This window comes from Brachybacterium paraconglomeratum (genome assembly GCF_039541415.1).
Lineage (GTDB): Bacteria > Actinomycetota > Actinomycetes > Actinomycetales > Dermabacteraceae > Brachybacterium > Brachybacterium paraconglomeratum_A.
In genome coordinates this window covers 66,976-83,417 of record NZ_BAABGE010000010.1, presented here as the reverse complement: position 1 = coordinate 83,417, position 16,442 = coordinate 66,976, and the positions used below count along the sequence as shown (strand labels likewise).

The 16,442-nt window shown below is 70.8% G+C and carries 13 protein-coding genes and 1 tRNA gene; 5 read left to right on the top strand and 9 right to left on the bottom strand.

Features of this window, described 5'->3' with window-relative positions:
- Positions 1–876 (bottom strand): bifunctional hydroxymethylpyrimidine kinase/phosphomethylpyrimidine kinase, encoded by an 876-nt coding sequence (gene thiD, locus ABD893_RS14995; protein ID WP_345082065.1) that lies wholly within the window; start codon positions 874–876, stop codon positions 1–3.
- Between the two features lie 234 nt (positions 877–1,110).
- Here thiD and ABD893_RS14990 point away from each other — a divergent pair, with 234 nt between their 5' ends.
- The gene (locus ABD893_RS14990; protein ID WP_345082062.1) at positions 1,111–2,049 is read left to right on the top strand and encodes a hypothetical protein; all 939 of its coding nucleotides are present in this window, start codon (positions 1,111–1,113) and stop codon (positions 2,047–2,049) included.
- A gap of 55 nt (positions 2,050–2,104) precedes the next feature.
- Positions 2,105–2,917, top strand: coding sequence for a hypothetical protein (locus ABD893_RS14985; RefSeq protein ID WP_345082059.1), 813 nt, complete (start codon positions 2,105–2,107; stop codon positions 2,915–2,917).
- A 42-nt stretch (positions 2,918–2,959) separates the two neighbouring features.
- On the opposite strand, the gene cls is transcribed toward ABD893_RS14985, so the two are convergent.
- The 4 genes from cls to ABD893_RS14965 all read right to left on the bottom strand — a co-directional run bounded on the left by cls (position 2,960) and on the right by ABD893_RS14965 (position 8,251).
- Positions 2,960–4,447, bottom strand: coding sequence for a cardiolipin synthase (gene cls, locus ABD893_RS14980; protein WP_345082057.1), 1,488 nt, complete (start codon positions 4,445–4,447; stop codon positions 2,960–2,962).
- An 85-nt stretch (positions 4,448–4,532) separates the two neighbouring features.
- Positions 4,533–5,456: a Bax inhibitor-1/YccA family protein gene (locus ABD893_RS14975; RefSeq protein WP_345082055.1), complete on the bottom strand. Its 924-nt coding sequence runs from the start codon at positions 5,454–5,456 to the stop codon at positions 4,533–4,535.
- 148 nt (positions 5,457–5,604) lie between these two features.
- A complete protein-coding gene (locus tag ABD893_RS14970) occupies positions 5,605–6,738 on the bottom strand; it encodes a trans-sulfuration enzyme family protein (RefSeq protein ID WP_345082052.1) in 1,134 nt (377 codons plus the stop codon).
- Positions 6,739–6,850: 112 nt separating this feature from the next.
- On the bottom strand, positions 6,851–8,251 hold the full coding sequence (locus ABD893_RS14965) for an MFS transporter (RefSeq protein ID WP_345082049.1): 1,401 nt from the start codon (positions 8,249–8,251) through the stop codon (positions 6,851–6,853).
- 146 nt (positions 8,252–8,397) lie between these two features.
- On the opposite strand from ABD893_RS14965, the gene ABD893_RS14960 reads away from it, so the two are divergent.
- Complete coding sequence (locus ABD893_RS14960) at positions 8,398–9,507, top strand: ROK family protein (RefSeq protein WP_345082046.1); 1,110 nt, start codon at positions 8,398–8,400, stop codon at positions 9,505–9,507.
- A gap of 31 nt (positions 9,508–9,538) precedes the next feature.
- On the opposite strand, the gene ABD893_RS14955 is transcribed toward ABD893_RS14960, so the two are convergent.
- From ABD893_RS14955 to ABD893_RS14945, 3 genes are all read right to left on the bottom strand, one after another.
- Positions 9,539–10,843, bottom strand: a complete 1,305-nt coding sequence (locus ABD893_RS14955; protein WP_345082043.1) for an MFS transporter — start codon at positions 10,841–10,843, stop codon at positions 9,539–9,541.
- A gap of 187 nt (positions 10,844–11,030) precedes the next feature.
- A complete protein-coding gene (locus ABD893_RS14950; protein WP_345082040.1) occupies positions 11,031–11,807 on the bottom strand; it encodes a YggS family pyridoxal phosphate-dependent enzyme in 777 nt (258 codons plus the stop codon).
- 102 nt (positions 11,808–11,909) lie between these two features.
- Positions 11,910–11,986, bottom strand: a tRNA-Leu gene (locus tag ABD893_RS14945).
- Between the two features lie 61 nt (positions 11,987–12,047).
- On the opposite strand from ABD893_RS14945, the gene ABD893_RS14940 reads away from it, so the two are divergent.
- Both ABD893_RS14940 and ABD893_RS14935 read left to right on the top strand, forming a co-directional pair.
- Positions 12,048–14,207, top strand: a complete 2,160-nt coding sequence (locus ABD893_RS14940; RefSeq protein ID WP_345082037.1) for a helicase-associated domain-containing protein — start codon at positions 12,048–12,050, stop codon at positions 14,205–14,207.
- Between the two features lie 182 nt (positions 14,208–14,389).
- Positions 14,390–14,656 (top strand): hypothetical protein, encoded by a 267-nt coding sequence (locus ABD893_RS14935; RefSeq protein WP_345082034.1) that lies wholly within the window; start codon positions 14,390–14,392, stop codon positions 14,654–14,656.
- A 187-nt stretch (positions 14,657–14,843) separates the two neighbouring features.
- Here the strand turns inward: ABD893_RS14935 and gndA are convergent, their stop codons facing one another.
- Positions 14,844–16,304: an NADP-dependent phosphogluconate dehydrogenase gene (gene gndA, locus ABD893_RS14930; RefSeq protein WP_345082031.1), complete on the bottom strand. Its 1,461-nt coding sequence runs from the start codon at positions 16,302–16,304 to the stop codon at positions 14,844–14,846.
- Positions 16,305–16,442: the final 138 nt, after the last annotated feature.

Genomic DNA, 16,442 nt, shown 5'->3' with positions numbered 1-16,442 from the left:
TCAGTCCTTGTCGAGGGTGATGAGGTGGTTGACCGGGCTGAAGCCACCCTCGTGCTGCGAGAGCTGCCAGCCCTGGGCGTTCTCCGTGGCGCTGGCGACGAACTCGCGCGCGGAGGCGACGATGGTGATCATGTCGTCCTCGGTGCCCTTCTCGCCGATCTCCCCCAGCTCCCCGGCCCGGTCGAACTCGGCGATCCGGGCGAGCTGCGCCGCGATCGCGGCGGACAGGGTCGACCCGGCGCCGCGGACCCGACGACCCGGCAGCCGCCGGGCCCGCAGCAGGTCGGTGCCGCCCTGATGGACCAGCACATCCACCACGTCCTCGCCGTCCAGCAGCCTGCCCGTGATCAGCACCGTCCCGGGCCCCCGCGCCTGCAGCGCGAGCGCCTGCTCGCGGATCTCGTCGATCGAGGTCGCGAGCGGCCGGCCCAGCAGCTGGGCGGCCTCGGCCATGTTCGGGGTGAGCACATCGGCCAGGGGCAGCAGCTCCGTCGCGAGCGCCGTCGCCCCCTCCGCGGAGAGCAGCGGGGTGCCGTCGGCGCTGATCATCACCGGGTCCAGCACGATCCGTCCCAGTCGCCCGCGATGGGCACGGACGGCGGCGGTCACCGCCTCGACCGCGGCGGCGCTGCCCAGGGCGCCGATCTTGGTGGCGTCGAGCCGGAGGTCACCCGCGACCGCGTCGATCTGGCGACGCACCACGTCCCCGGGCAGCGGATGGGTGCTCTGCACGCCGGTGGTCGTGACGACGGTGATCATGCTGACCACGCTCGCCCCGTAGGTGCCCAGCGCCGTGAAGGTCTTGAGATCCGCCTGGATGCCCGCGGCACCGTCGGTCTCCGAGTCGGCGATGGTCAGGACGAGGGGCGGGCGCATGCGGTCTCCATCTCTCGGGACTCCCGGCTCCGGGAGGGCGCGGGGCGGGCGAGCCCGGGCTGCGGGTCTGTTCCGTGAGCGGAGAGTACCAATCGCGGCTGGCATCTCTATCCTGGAAGCGATCGCGGGCAGGCTCACGTGCGAGAATCGCCCGGGGCGGACGGCCGAGAGCACCCCCGGGGCGCAAGCACAGAACTCTGCACGGCGGACGGCGGGGAGACAGCGGAGGTGGGGATGAGCAAGGAGCCAGGCGGCGAGCAGCGGTCGGCAGATTCCTCGCTGCCTGATTCCTCGCTGCCTGATTTCTCCTCGCAGTCCTCGGACGGGCTGCCTGCCTTCGATGCCGACGACGGCCCGGTGACCCTCGGTGCGCCGAGCGAGCGTGCCCTGCGCCGCAGCCGCACCACGATGCTCGCGGTCATCGGCTCCGCCGTGGTGGTGCTCGCGGTTCTCGCGCTGGTCCTCTCCCAGACCGTCTTCCGCTCGGCGCTGGACGATCCTGATCCCACCGCGTATCAGACGGGCGAGCGCTCGGCCGAGGGGCAGTCCGAGTACGTGCCTGACCCGCAGGACCCGGATATCGCCCCGCCCCCACCGCTCTTCACGCAGGCGCCGACCACCGAGTGCACCGTGCCGACCAACAGCAATCCTCCGCCCTCCGTGCCCGGGAAGGTGCGCGGCGGCGGTCTGGAGTACACGAACCCTGAGGGCTGGGGCGATGGCTGGTCGGTCTCCTCACTGCCGTATCTCACCGAGGTCGGTGCTGACTCCCGGCTGGTCGAGGGCGGCTGGTACAGCGTGCTGAACCTCGGCCGGGTCGCCTTCCCCGAAAACGAGGGCGGGTATCCCGGCCTCGAGCCGGCCGCCGTCGCGATCTTCCAGTGCTATGCCACCACCTCGGGGGTGCTCTCCCACTTCGGCGAGCACCCCGAGGTCACCGACTACCGCTCCGAGGTCATGAGCGTCGACGGCACTGCGGCCTGGATCGTCCAGGCGACCTACCACTTCGAGGATCCCAGCAAGCTCGAGTCCTCGAGCGCCTCGGTCGTCACCTCGATCGTCGTGGAGACCCCGAACGGCCCCAGCGCGCTGGTCGGCGATGTCGCCGCCGACCAGCCCGAGCACGCCCAGAACCTCGAGGACATCCTCGCGAGCCTTGCCGTCGTCGAGTGATGACACGGCCCGCACACCGCACGTCGAGAGATCATCGCCCGTCGAAGGAGCCGCAGTGCACACCGGACCCCAGTACACCTCCACCCAGCAGCAGAGCGGTGGCAATGGTGGCCGCGGCGCCGCCCTGCTGATCGGTGGGATCGCCTTCGCCGTGGTCTTCCTGCTCATCGTGGGCGTGACCGTGGCCTACCTGGTGCTGCGCCCCTCGGGGGGCGGCGGCGGAGGGAATGCGGGGGCCTCCTCGTCCGCGAGCGCGCCGATGGATCCGGAGTCCACCTCCGCCTCGGAGACGCCCTCGGCCACCCCGACCGACGTCGTGGCGGAGCGCTGCTGGAGCCCGGAGGGGAACGAGCGGACCTCCTCCAACCCCTCCGGGAAGCTGCGCGGCGGCGGCCTGCAGTTCATCCCCCCGGCCGTCTACGACCTGCGCAGCGGCCCCCAGATCACCGCCTATTCCACTGATGCTCAGGGCGCTCAGGCTCGGGTCGAGGAGGGCTGGTCCTCCACCATGACCGTCGGAGCGATCCAGTGGCAGCCCGGCATCGAGTATCCCGGTGCGGAAGTCGCCTCGCAGACCATCGTCGACTGCTACTTCTCGGCACCGGTCTGGGGCGACACCACGGGCCGGTCCCTGGATGACGAGATCACCGAGCCGGTCACGATCTCCGGGATGCCCGGTTACCGGACCACCGCGATCGTGAACTTCACCTACTCGCCGATGGAGAAGACCTCCGCCACCGAGCTGGTGGTCGTGGTGCTCGAGACCGACCAGGGCCCGAGCCTGTTCGTCACCGAGACCGCCGTCGGCGTGCCGGAGCACGAGCAGGCCGCCGACGAGGCATACGCATCGCTCACCGGGATCTCCTGACCCTGACCCGGAGACCCGGAGACCCTGACCTGGCGAGCCCGTTCAGACCACCGAGGACGCGAGCCGGCAGAGGTTGTCGACCACCTGCATCGTCCGCGGTCGCTGGTTCCATTCCTCGAGGGTGAGCTGGCGGCTGCGATCCCGATAGGTCGCCTCCACCTCGCGCATCTTCACCATGAAGTCGGTGCCGCCGATCATCAGCGAGCATTCCATCTGCAGCAGGAACGAGCGGATGTCCATGTTCGACGAGCCGATCACCGTCACCGAGTCGTCGATGGTGACGTGCTTGGCGTGCAGGATCGTCGGGGCCCGGTAGAGCCAGATCGTGACCCCGGCTTCGAGCAGCATCGCGTAGTAGGAGCGCTGGGCGTGGAAGACCAGGAACTGGTCCCCGATCTCGGAGACGAACAGCTCCACCTCCACCCCGCGCCGGGCGGCGGTGACGAGCGCCGCGAGCATCGACTCGTCGGGGACGAAGTAGGGCGAGACCGCGACGATGCGGCGGGTGGCGGAGTAGAACAGCTGGTTGAACAGCGCCAGGTTGTTCTCCGCGACGAAGCCGGGGCCGCTGGGCACCAGCTGGCACTCGTAGCTGCCTGAGGTGTCCGGGGACGGCTTGACCAGGGCGTCCTCGGAAAGCATCTGCTCGGACTCGTAGTACCAGTCGGTGGCGAACAGCAGGTTCAGCTCCGAGACGATCGGGCCGCGGAAGCGCACCATCGTCTCCTGCCAGTGGAGCCCGCGGCGGATGTTCGAGGGCTTGTCGTAGTGGGCGGCGATCAGGTTCTGGCTGCCCATCCAGCCGATCTCTCCGTCGACGATCACCATCTTGCGGTGATTGCGAAGGTCAGGGCGCTGGAAGGCTCCGTCGCGGATGGGCTGGATCGGATTCATCGGGAAATGCTCGATGCCGTGGGCGTCGAGCTTCCGACGCATCGCCCGGTACTGCGACCCGTGGCTGAGCGCGCCCCAGTGGTCGTAGAGCACCCGGACGGGGACGCCCGCGTCGGCGCGTTCTGCGAGGGCTGCGAAGAAGTCCTCGGTGATCTCGTCGAGCCCCATGATGTAGAAGAGCACATGCACGCTCTCGCGCGCGGAGCGCACGTCGGCCGCCATGCGCGCGATCGAGGTGTCGTAGTCGATCTCGAGATCCGCGGAGTTGTTGCCGGTCAGCGGGAAGGCGCCGAGCTCGCGGTTCAGGCGCACCGCGGACTGCAGCCAGCTGGGCACGTCCGCATCGAGCTCACTGTCGGGGATGTTCTGCGCCCGCACCCGCATCAGACGGTTGATGGCCCGCTGCTTCTCACGGCGCCGCCGAGGCAGCTGCGCTTTGCCCAGCATCAGGTACAGCGGGAAGCCGAGCAGCGGGAGCACCATGATCGCGAGCAGCCAGGCGATCGCCGAGCCGGGCCGGCGGTTCCGGGGCACCACGATCAGGCTCACCAGGCGCAGCAGGACGTCCAGCGTCCAATAGAGAGTCGTCGTCACGAGGACCCCGTGGTCCATCACCCACTGCCAGACGGCGGCCATCGAAGATCCTCTCGGGGGAAGCAGAACGGCGGGCCCCCGAGGGGCCCGCCGTTCAGCATACGGGTGCAGACCCGTCACGCACCGGTCAGTCGTTGCCGCGCAGGATCGCGAGGATCCGCAGGATCTCGACATAGAGCCACACCATGGTGACCGCGAGTCCGAAGGCGAGGCGCCAGGCGTACTTGCGCGGCGCCCCGCCATCCGCGGCGCGCTGGACGTCCTCGAAGTCCATCACCAGCGAGTAGGAGGCCATGACCACGGCGATGCCGCCGATGGCCAGGCCCAGCACGCCGTCACGCAGGTTCTGGCCCATCAGCAGCATCGCGCCGATGTTCACGAGCCCGAACAGCATGTAGGCGATCATCGCGACCATGAAGATCTTGTTCAGGCGCGGGGAGGTGCGCAGCACGCCCATCCGGAACAGGACCAGCACGGTGCCGGCGACGGCGAGGGTGCCCACCACGGCCTGCAGCGCGATACCCGGGTAGACGTACTCCAACGAGCCGCTGAGACCACCGAGGAACAGGCCCTCGAACGCGGCGTAGGCCATCACCAGGATCGGTGAGGGCTGCTTCTTGAAGATGTTGATCATGGCCGTGACGAGGCCACCGATCACGCCGATGAGGGTCGCCGCACCGGTGATCACGAGTCCCGCCTGGGCGCCGCTGGGACCGGCCACGATCGACAGCGCGTAGGGCAGGATCGCGACGGCGAAGCCGACGACCACGATGATGCCGAGGGTGGCGGTGATGGCGTTCAGCGCATCCCGCATCGTCATCCGGCCGGTGTCGTGACCGGTCGCGGAGGGACGGGCGTACATCGCCTCGAGGTTCTCCGAGCCCTGCTGGGCAGGCGCGCTCTGGCCGTAGCCCTGCTGAGCGAAGCCCGAGGACCACTGGGTGTTCTGGGCGGGTGCAGCCTGGGCTGAATTGCCGAAGCGGGGGGCGTTGTAGTTCGCGCCGTTCTGAACGGCCTGGTCGCGGCCGAACACGATGTTATGGCGTGCCATGGGGCTCCTCACGTGGGATCTGGTGGGTCCACGACCGGCGCCATGGTGCACCCGTCGGACCGACGTGTCCATAGTACGGGCGAAACCCGAGTCCCCGCTGTATGCAGGGCTCCGCTCTGGGCGAAGCCGGGGCGGCGGGAGCGGCGGCTCAGCGAGCGGCGGTCAGGGCCTGGTCGAGGTCGTCGAGCAGATCCTGGAGGTTCTCGATACCGACGCTGAGGCGCAGCAGCTCGGCGCTGATCCCGGCGTTGGCACGGGCCTGGTCGGTCATCGCCTCATGGGTCATCGTGGCCGGGCGGCAGATCAGGGACTCCACCCCGCCGAGGCTCACCGCATAGGCGGGATAGCGCAGCGCTTCGAGGAAGGCGACCCGGTCCAGCCCGTCCGCGAGCTCGAAGGAGAGCACCGCCCCGTTCCCGGTGGCCTGGGAGGCGTGGATGTGCGCCTCCTCCTCGCTGTGCGAGCCGGGATACCAGACCTGGGCGATGTCCTCGTGCTCACGCAGATGGGCGACGATCGCGCCGGCGTTCTCCTGCTGGCGCTCGAGGCGTAGCGGGAGGGTCTTGATCGACTGGATCAGCCGGAAGGAGTCCTGCGGGGCGAGCACCCCGCCCTGGGCCTTCTGGGCGAGGGCGAAGGCGTCGGCGAGCGCGTCGTCGTTGGTGGTGATGGTGCCGGCCAGCAGATCGGAGTGCCCGGCGAGGTACTTGGTGGCGGACTGCACGACGACATCGGCCCCGAGGTCGAGCGGCTTCTGCAGCACGGGCGTCATGAAGGTGTTGTCCACGATCACCAGGGCGCCGTGGCGGTGCGCGAGCTCGGAGATCCGGCGCAGATCCGTGATCCGGAGGGTCGGATTGGCGGGGGTCTCGATGAAGACGGCCCGAGTGGTGGGGGTGAAGTCGTCATCGGTGAGCGCGCCGAGGTCGTCGACGAAGCGCCCGGTGACCCCGCGACCCGGCAGCACCAGATCCACGAAGCGGTACGTGCCGCCGTAGACGCTCGCCGGCAGCAGGATCTCGTCACCGACGACCAGCGTCGACAGGGCGGCCGCGGTCGCCGCCATCCCGGAGGCGAAGGCGAAGCCGTGCTGCGCCCCCTCGAGCGCGGCCAGCACGGTCTCGAGCTGCGCCCGGGTGGGGTTCGCGCCGCGCTGGTAGGCGAACTCCCCGCCCTCGCTCGCGCAGTCGAGCGCGAAGGTCGAGGAGAGATGCACCGGCGGGACCACGGCTCCGTGCTCGAAATCCCGCAGGGTATGCACGGCGGCGGTCTGGATGTGCACGATGGCTCCTCAGCTCCTCGGATCGGTGGCTGCTCCCCACACTAGGCCGCCGTCCCGCCCGTCCAGCAGGCTGGATGAACGACTGTGACGCCTGCACGCAGACCCCTCACGGTCAGGAGCCGACGGGCACCGGGATCGCGTCGGTGATGGCGGGCACCTCGCGGGCGGGCTCAGGGAGGACGACCGGGATCGCTCCGGTGTACGTCGACTCGTGCTCCCGGAGCACGGCGAGGGTGCGGTGGGCGCGCACCCGCAGCGCCAGCAGGGTGCCGGCGACCAGGGCGAAGCCGAGGCTCGCCAGGACGATCGCGACCAGCATCGGGGCGCGGTAGCCGAAGCCTGCCGCGATCACCGCGCCGCCGAGAGCCGCGCCGAGGGCGTTGGCGACGTTGAACGCGGCCTGGTTCAGGGACGCCCCGAGCACCTCCGAGCGGTGCGCGACCCGGATCAGCCAGGTCTGCAGCGCCGGGCTGAGGGCAGAGCTCGCGAAGTTGACGGCGAAGAAGCCGATCAGCAGGCCGACCACCGAGTTCTGGGAGCCCAGGAAGAGTCCCACCAGGGCCGCGATGTAGACGGGGAAGCCGATCAGCAGGGTGCCGTTCAGCGATCGGTCCGTCGCGGTGCCGCCGACGATGTTGCCCAGGGTCATTCCCAGGCCTGCCGCGGCCAGCACCCACGGCACCATCGACAGCGCAGCGCCGGAGACCTGGGTGGCGATGTCGGCGACGTAGCTGAAGACGGCGAACCCGCCCGCGAAGCCGACTGCTGCGATGGCCATGATGACCCAGAGCTGCAGGCGGCGCAGCGCGACGATCTCGTCGACCATCCGCCTGCCCGCGACCAGAGCCTGGTGCGGGACCGCCCAGCGCAGGGCGAACACGGTGAGCACGAAGATCACGGCGATGACCAGGTAGACGACGCGCCAGCCGGCGACCTGGCCGAGGGCGGTCATCAGAGGCACTCCGACGAGGTTCGCGACGGTCAGGCCCGAGAGCGCTACGGCCACACCCTTGCCCTGGCTGCCGGGCCCCATCAGGGAGGCGGCCAGGAGCGAGGCCACCCCGAAGTAGGCGCCGTGCGGGAGGCCGGCGAGGAAGCGGGCGGCCACGGTGAGCTCGAAGGTGGGCATCAGCGCGGAGAGCACGGTGCCTGCGACGAGGGCGACGGCCAGCGCGGTGATCATCGAGGTGCGGCTCCAGCGCACGGAGAGCAGCGCCAGCACCGGTGCGCCGACGACCACACCGAGCGCATAGGAGGTGATCAGGAGCCCGGCCCGGGCGATGCCCGCTTCGGGATCGGTCGCCATCTGGGAGGGCAGCAGTCCGTCGGCGATTCCGGGCAGCAGTCCCATGGTCGCGAACTCGGAGGCGCCGATGCCGACGCCGCCGAGGGCCAGGGCGAACAGGGCCAGGGCGCGGCGGCCCGGGGTGATCTCGTGCGGCGCGGGGGCGGGGGCGGTGTCAGCGGCGGGGTCGGGTGCCGGCGTGGGGCGGGGCGCGGTGGTCAGCGTCATAGGAGTTCCTCGACTGTCGGAAGAGCAGATGCAGGAGGGCGTCATCGACCGAACGAACACAATAAGCCAACGCTGTTGCGTTACGTCAAGGGGGTGCGTCGTCGGATCCTCGTCACACCGCCCGCACAGGAGGACGCCGTGCGAGGATGAGCGCCGTGAAGACGACCGGACCGCTGGACCGCGTGGCAGGCGCCCATGACGCCGCCCTGCTCGCTGTCGCGCGCCGCGGAGAGCCGGTCGCACGCACCGGTCTGGCCGAGGCCCTGCAGGTCACGCCCCAGGCGATCTCGAAGATCCTCACCCGGCTGATCGCCCGCGGGCTGATCGCGGAGATCGGCTCGTTCTCCTCCGGGCCCGGCAAGCCCACCACCCTGTACCGGATCGTCCCCGAATCCCGGCGAGCGATCGGGCTGCACCTGACCCGGACGCGGCTGCACGGGGTGGTGGCGGACCTCACCGGGCAGATCCTGGAACGACACAGCACCGAGATCACACCGGAGCAGCCGGTGCCCGCCCTGATCGCCTCCCTCGCCCATGCAGCGCGGGAGCTCACGGGGCACGGGCCCGGAGAGCTGCTCGGGGTCGGGGTCGGGATGCCGGGACCGGTCGACGTCCACGAGGGCGTCCACCTCGGCTCCTCCTCGCGCACCGACGCCTGGCGCGGGGCATCGATCCGTGATCTGCTCCTGGCCGAGCTGCGGATGCCGGTGCTGGTGGATCACGACTCCCGAGCGGCTCTGATCGGCGAGAGCTGGTCCCAGCCGGGCCTGCTGGACAACGCCGCTCTGGTGCTGGCCGAGGAGGGGCTCGGGGCGGCCCTGCGCGTGGACGGCACGATCGTGCGCGGCGCTCATTCCCGGGCCGGGGAGGCGGGGCACACGGTGGTGAACCTGGGCGGCGAGCCCTGTCCCTGCGGGCGCCGCGGCTGCGCCCAGGCCGAATATCTCGCCGCCCAGCGGGAGGGCGACCCGTGGCGGGCAGCCGAGGTGCTCGCCACTGTGGTGCTGAACCTGGTGCGGCTGATGGACGTGGACCGGGTGGTGCTCGGCGGACGCTCGATCTACGCCCACCATCAGGTGACCATGGATGCGATCCGGGAGGCACTGGACCAGGGACTGCACGCCGGAGCCCGCGTGCATGTCGAGGTGCTGCTCTCCACCCGCGGAGTGGACCTCATCGCGGCCGGCGCCGCCTGCGAGGTGCTCGAGCACGAGTACGGGCTGCCCTCGGCGCTCGTCGGGCCCTCGCCCCGCTGAGGCGGGACAGGATGCAACGGGCCGCAGCGGCTCAGCGGGCGTCGGCCCTCTCGCGCGTCGGGGCGAGCTCGATGCCGACCTGGTCCAGCTGGGCCAACCGCCGGCGAGACCGCAGGCGCAGCATCACGAGCGTCGCCAGCAGCATCCCGAAGCCGATCGTGGCGACCACGGTGCCGATCACGGTCGGGGCCGCGATCCCGTAGCCTGCGGCGATCACCGCGCCGCCCAGCAGTGCACCGAGCGCATTGGCGACGTTGAACGCCGCGTGGTGCAGGGAGGCGCCGAGCATCTCGGAACGGCCGGCGATGCGCATCAGCCAGGTCTGCATCGCCGGGGAGAGGATCGCGTGGGCGAGGTTGGCGAGGAAGAAGGTGAGGGTCAGCCCCACCGGGCTGCGCACCACCAGCACCATCATCAGCATCGCAGCGATGTACAGCGGGAAGCCCACCAGCAGGGTGCCGTTCAGCGAGCGGTCGGTGCCGATCCCGCCGATCGCATTGCCGATCGTCATCCCGAGCCCGGCCACGGCCAGCAGCACCGGGATGTAGCCGGGAGCGACTCCGGCGACCTGGCGACCGATGTCGGCGATATAGCTGAAGACTGCGAAGGAGCCGGCGAAGCCGACGGCGGCGATCACCATCACCATCCATAGCTGGACCCGGCGGAAGGCGCGCAGCTCATCCTTCAGACGCCGTCCGCGCGGAGCGGCCTGGGCAGGGATCGTGAGCGCCACCAGGACTGCGGTCAGCGCGAACACCCCGGCGACCACGAGGAAGGCGGCGCGCCAGCCCGCGCTCTGCCCGAGCGCGGTGAGCAGCGGGACGCCGGCGAGGTTCGCGACGGTGAGCCCCGACATCGCCAGCGCCGCTCCCTTCCCCTGGGAGCCGGGGCCCATCAGGGTGCTGGCCAGCAGCGCTGCCACGCCCAGGTAGGCGCCATGCGGGAGTCCCGCGGCGAAGCGGGCCAGCAGGGTCAGCTCGAAGCCGGGCATGAGGCCGGAGGCCAGGGTGCTCACGGTCAGCAGCACCGCGAACACCACGATCAGCGTGGTGCGGCTGAAGCGCACCGCGAGCAGGGACAGCAGCGGCGCACCGATCACGACGCCGAGCGCGTAGGCGCTGATCGCCCAGCCTGCCCGTGCGAGCCCCTGATCGGGGGTCTCCGCCATCATCTGCGGCAGCAGGGACTCGGCGATCTCGGGCAGCAGACCCATCGTGACGAACTCCGAGGAGCCGATCCCGAAGCCGCCCAGGGCCAGCGCGAACAGGGCCAGGGCGCGGCGCCGGGACGACAGCGGTGACGGGGCCGGAGCAGCAGGGGGCGGCGGAGCGGTCACGGGGCACCTCCCGGCGCAGGGTGAGGGTCGGTCCGGAGGGGGACCGCGGAGGAGGACGGGGAGAACGACGCGGGCATGCGAAGAGGCGCCGCCGCGGCTCTAGCCTCCGCGCTCGGCACCTCGGGGACCACGCTATGCGGCGGAGCGGCCCTTCCGCCAGAGGGTCACGGCCTGGAAGGGAGTCGGGTCACATCCCGGGGCGGGCTCCGAAGATGGCGGAACCGACGCGCACGATCGTGGCGCCCTCCTCGACAGCGATCTCGAGGTCTCCGCTCATGCCCATCGACAGCTGCTCGAGCTCGGGGGCATCGAGCTGCTCGCGGGCCTGGTCGCGCAGCTCGCGCAGCATCCGCAGCGAGGAGCGCACCTCGGTGGCGTCGCTGGTGTTCGCGCCGATGGTCATCAGGCCGACGGGTCGCAGCACCGTGCTCGCCCGCAGCCGCTCCACGATCGGTGCGATCGCCTCCACGGTGGGTGCGAAGCCGCCCTTGGACTCCTCGCCGGAGGTGTTGATCTGCACGAGCACCTCGCGGGTCAGGCCCGCCGTCTCGGCGCGGCGCTCGAGGGCGTCGGCGATGCCCTCGCGGTCCACGCTGTGGATCAGCTCGGCGAAGGCCACGACGTCCCGGGCCTTGTTCGTCTGCAGGCGGCCGATGAAGTGGCGCGGCACCGCGTTGTCCGCGAGCAGCGGGTCGGCGTGCTTGGCGATCTCCTGGGCCCGGTTCTCCCCCACCGCGACCCGTCGGCCGCGCTCGCGCAGCAGTTCCGTCGCAGCGGCGATCTCCGCCGGGGTGCGCGTCTTGGTGGCCAGCAGCACGGTGATCTCGCTGGGGTCCCGGCCCACCCGCTGCGCTGCCGCATCCAGGCGGACGAGGACCTCGTCGAGGCGGGCTGCCATCCGCTCACGATGCTCGGGGGTCAGGGATCCGGGAGTCGGGGCGGAGTCGTCGGCAGGAGTGGTCATGCCTCCATTGTGGCCGACGACCGCGCCTTCCTGCGGCGGGAGCCCCCGCCGCCCTGCGGCGAGCGCCCGGGCCCGGGATCCCGCACAGCACAGTGCCCCCAGTGGTGCCCCCAGTGGGACTCGAACCCACACTGCATCGATTTTAAGTCGACCGCCTCTGCCGATTGGGCTATAGGGGCGAGGAGCGGGACTGGCGTCCTGCAGCACCTCACAGCGGGCAAGCCTATGCTGGAATGCATCATGACCGCTGCGATCCGGTCCCTTGCGGACTCCCTGCGCCGGTTCGGCGACGAACGCCTCGAGGCCCTGCTCGTCGCCCGACCGGATCTCACCTCGCCCCTTCCCCGCGGCATCGGCCCGCTTGCGGCCCGGGCGGCAGGCGCCACCTCCGCCCGGCGCGCCCTGGAGGCGCTGACCCTGCCGGAGCTGCATCTGGTCGAGGCGCTCGCCGTGCTCGAGGATGGTGCCTCCCCCGCGCAGCTGGCTGCGACGGTCTCCTCGGATCCGCCCACGATCGCTCCTGCGCTGGAACGGCTGATCACCCTCGCGGTGGTCTGGGGCGAGGATGAGCTGCACCTGATCCGTCCCCTGCGTGAGGGGATGCGCACCCCTGCAGGCCTCGCCGCCGCGACACCGGAGGACCCCACCGCCGAGGAAGCGCGGCAGCGGGTCGAACGGGCCCGCCGCAGCCACCCGGAGGTGCTGGAGACGCTCGCCTGGGGACCCAGCGCCGTCACCGGTGGCGGACGGCTCGCCTCCGACCTGCTGGCCGCCGGGATCGTGGTGGCCGACGGGGACTCCCTGCACATCCCCCGCACTGTCCAGCTCGCCCTCCGTGAGGGCCGGCTGCGCCGCACCTATCTCGCGCAGCGCCCGGCCCCGGCCGGCTCAGAGCTCACCGAGCGGATCCTCGGATCCCGCACCGCGCAGGCCGTGGAGCGGGCATTCGAGGCGCTGCGCCTGCTGGGCACGGTGCGCGGCTTCGACGAGGACCCGCCCGGAGTGCTGCGCCGCGGAGGTCTCCCCCAGCGGGACCTGCGCCGCCTGGCGGAGCGGGCCGGGACCCCGCTGCTGACCTTTGCGACCGTCCTGCAGTCCGCCTGGCAGGCCGGGCTGATCGGCCATGACGGTCAGGAATGGCATCCCACCCAGGACTGGGACGCGCACCGTCTGCTCGCCGCGGAGCAGCGCTGGGCGGAGCTGACGCTGGCCTGGGCACGCGGTCACCATCTCGCGGCGGTGGTGGGGACCCCGGATGCCTCCGGCACCGGCCGCTCGCTGCTGTCCGATCTCACCCGGCGCGACGGGGTGCGCACGCGGCGCGGCAGCCTGTTGCGCCTGCTGCGCACCTCCCCCGGCGTGGACGCGAGCGAGGAGTCCCTCGCCGCGGCCCTGGCCTGGGCTTTCCCGCTGGTCCCCGCCGAGGTGATCCGGGAGGAGACCGTCGCGCTGCTGGTCGAGGGTCAGGCGCTGGGTCTGCTCGACGGCGGCGCGCTCACCGTGCTCGGCCATGAGCTGGTCCTCGCCCTGGACGAGGAGATCACCAGCGCCGACGTACGGCTCGCCACCGTCCTCGCAGAGCACGCCCCGGCCCCGGTCGCCGAGGTGCTGCTGGACGCGGACCTGACCGCCGTCATCCCTGGCCGACCCGCCGAGCAGCTGCTGCCGCTGCTGGACTGGTCCGAGGTGATCTCCCGCGGCGGTGCGCTCACGCTGCGCTTCACCACCGCCGCCGTGCGTCGGGCACTCGGGGACGGCCGCGACGCGGAGGCGCTGCTGATCCTGCTGGAGGAGGTGTGCCGCACCCCCGTCCCCCAGGCCCTCACCTATCTGCTGCGCGATGAGCAGCGCCGCCACGGCCGGGTGCAGGTCTCCCGGGCCACCACCGTGCTCACCGCGGAGGCCGAGGTGCTCGATCTGCTGCAGGTCGCGCCCGAGGCCACGCCGCTGAACCTGCACCGTCTGGCCCCCACCGTCGCCGTCACCCTCTCCGATCCCGGGTTCGCGCTGCAGATCGCCCGCCAGGCCGGTCTCTCCCCGCAGGCCGTAGGGGCGGACGGCCGACCGGTCCCCGAGGAGCTGACCCACTCCCTGCGCGGCGGCCCGATCGAGCCGGACCTCGTGACCATCGACGGACCGGAGCTGAGGGTGCCCGCCCTCGAAGCGGTGGCCCGGCTGCGCGCTGCAGACGAGGGAGCGAGCGACCTCTCGGTCACCGATCGTCTGCTGGATGCGATCTCCCGCCACGACGAGATCCCGCTCGGGATCGTCGACGGGCGCGGCGGAGTGGTGGTGAAGCACGCCCAGCCGCTCTCCCTCGAAGGGGGTCGCCTGCGCGCACGGGAGGCCGGCCGGGACGAGGAGTTCACGGTGCTCGTGCACCGGGTGACGCTGGGCTGATCGGCGCAGCGACGGCCTGAGCCGCCGCGGCGCCACGCGCTATGGGGAGTCCTCCCCATGGCGGAACCTCCCCCTTCTCGCGGTACTATTCCGATCGCCAGGACCGGACGCACGAGAACACCCGACCTGGGGCCCGGCGACGTCATTGCCGGGGAATGATCATCAGGAAGAAGGGGATTCCCATGACCACACCCAACTCGGGCTACGACATCGAGGCCATCAAGAAGAAGGCCCTGATCTGGACCATCGTCGGCTTCATCTGCGGCGGCGTCATCTCCGGCGTGCTCGGCCTGCTCGGCTACCTCAAGGCTGACACCGAGCCGGAGACCGCACAGAAGTTCACGAAGTGGGCCATGATCCTCACGATCATCGTGATCGTTCTCTACGTGGTCCTCTTCGGCCTCAGCATCGCAATGGGCGTGTTCAGCGCTTCCATGTCGACGTACTGAGTCGACCCGCTGAGCCGGTCCCCGACCGCTCATCACGAAGGCCCCGGACCTGCTGGTCCGGGGCCTTCGTCATGCTCAGGGGCGGGGCCCCCTCTCCGGCACCCCGCCCCTGTCGATCAGTCCTGCGAGATCAGTCCTGCGTCTGACTGACTGATCTCCTACCGCTCACACGTTCGCAGTACGTCGATCAGTCCTGCTTGGTCTCGCGACGGTCCTCGGACCACTCCACGTGGAAGGTGCCCTCGGCGTCGACGCGCTGGTAGGTGTGCGCACCGAAGTAGTCGCGCTGCGCCTGGACCAGGGCTGCGGGGAGGCGCTCCGCACGCACCGCGTCGTAGTACGACAGGGTCGAGGAGAACACGGGCACCGGGTAGCCGGTCGAGGCTGCGAAGGCCACGATGCGGCGCCAGGCCGGGATGCACTTGGCGATCTCGGTGGTGAAGTACTCGTCCGCCAGCAGCAGCGGGAGCTTCGCGTCGCGCTCGTAGGCCTCGGTGATGCGGTTCAGGAAGCGGGCGCGGATGATGCAGCCGCCGCGCCAGATCCGGGCCATCGCACCCAGGTCGATGTCCCAGCCGAACTCCGCGGCACCGGCCGCGATCTCGTCGAAGCCCTGCGAGTAGGAGACCAGCTTCGCGGCGTAGAGCGCCTTCTGCAGGTCGTCGATGAACTGGGCGGGATCGGCGATCTCGAGGGTCTGCGCCTCGGCGGGCAGCACCTTGCGGCCAGCCTCGCGCTGCGGCGTGGAGCCGGAGACGGAGCGGGCGAAGGTCGCCTCGGCGATGCCGGTGACCGGGACGCCGAGGTCCAGAGCCGTCTGCACGGTCCAGGCGCCGGTGCCCTTCTGGGCGGCACGGTCGAGGATGACATCCACGAACGGCTTGCCGGAGGCGACGTCGGTGTGGTGGAGCACCTCGGCGGTGATCTCGATGAGGAAGGACTCCAGGTCGCCCTTGTTCCACTCGGCGAAGACGTCGCCGATCTCGGAGGCGCCCTTGCCGAGGGCCTTGGACATGAGGTCGTAGGCCTCGGAGATGACCTGCATGTCGGCGTACTCGATGCCGTTGTGGACCATCTTCACGAAATGACCAGCACCATCGGCGCCAACATGCGTGCAGCAGGGCGCGCCGTCGACATGTGCGGAGATCTTCTCGAACATGGGGCCGAGGCGGTCGTAGGACTCCTTGGTGCCGCCGGGCATGATCGAGGGGCCGTTCAGAGCGCCCTCCTCGCCACCGGAGACGCCGGTGCCCACGAAGTGCAGGCCCTGCTCGCGCAGTGCGGCCTCGCGGCGGCGGGTGTCGCCGAACAGGGCGTTGCCGGCGTCGACGATGATGTCGCCCGGCTCCATCAGCGAGGCGAGCTCGTCGATCACGGCGTCGGTCGGCTTGCCGGCCTTGACCATGATGAGCGCGACGCGCGGCTTCTGCAGGGAGGCGACGAAGTCGGCCATGGACTCCGAGGGGTAGAACTCCCCGTCGGCGCTGTGATCGGCCATGACCTTCTCGGTCTTGGCGACGCTGCGGTTATGGAGCGCGACCTTGAAACCGTTGCGGGCGAAGTTGCGCGCCAGGTTGGAGCCCATCACCGCCATTCCGGTGACGCCGATGTCTGCCACATCGGCGGGGGACGGAGCGAAGCTAGCCATGGGTTCTCCTCATGTCGGGTGCTGTCGAGCCGGGCTGGACCTCGCAGCCGAACTGTCGTCGGCGGGTCGGGGATCCCGGTCCATCAGCCCCCATCTTAGGGATGTTGCGCCAGGCGTGCTCAGCAGTGCCAGGGCTTG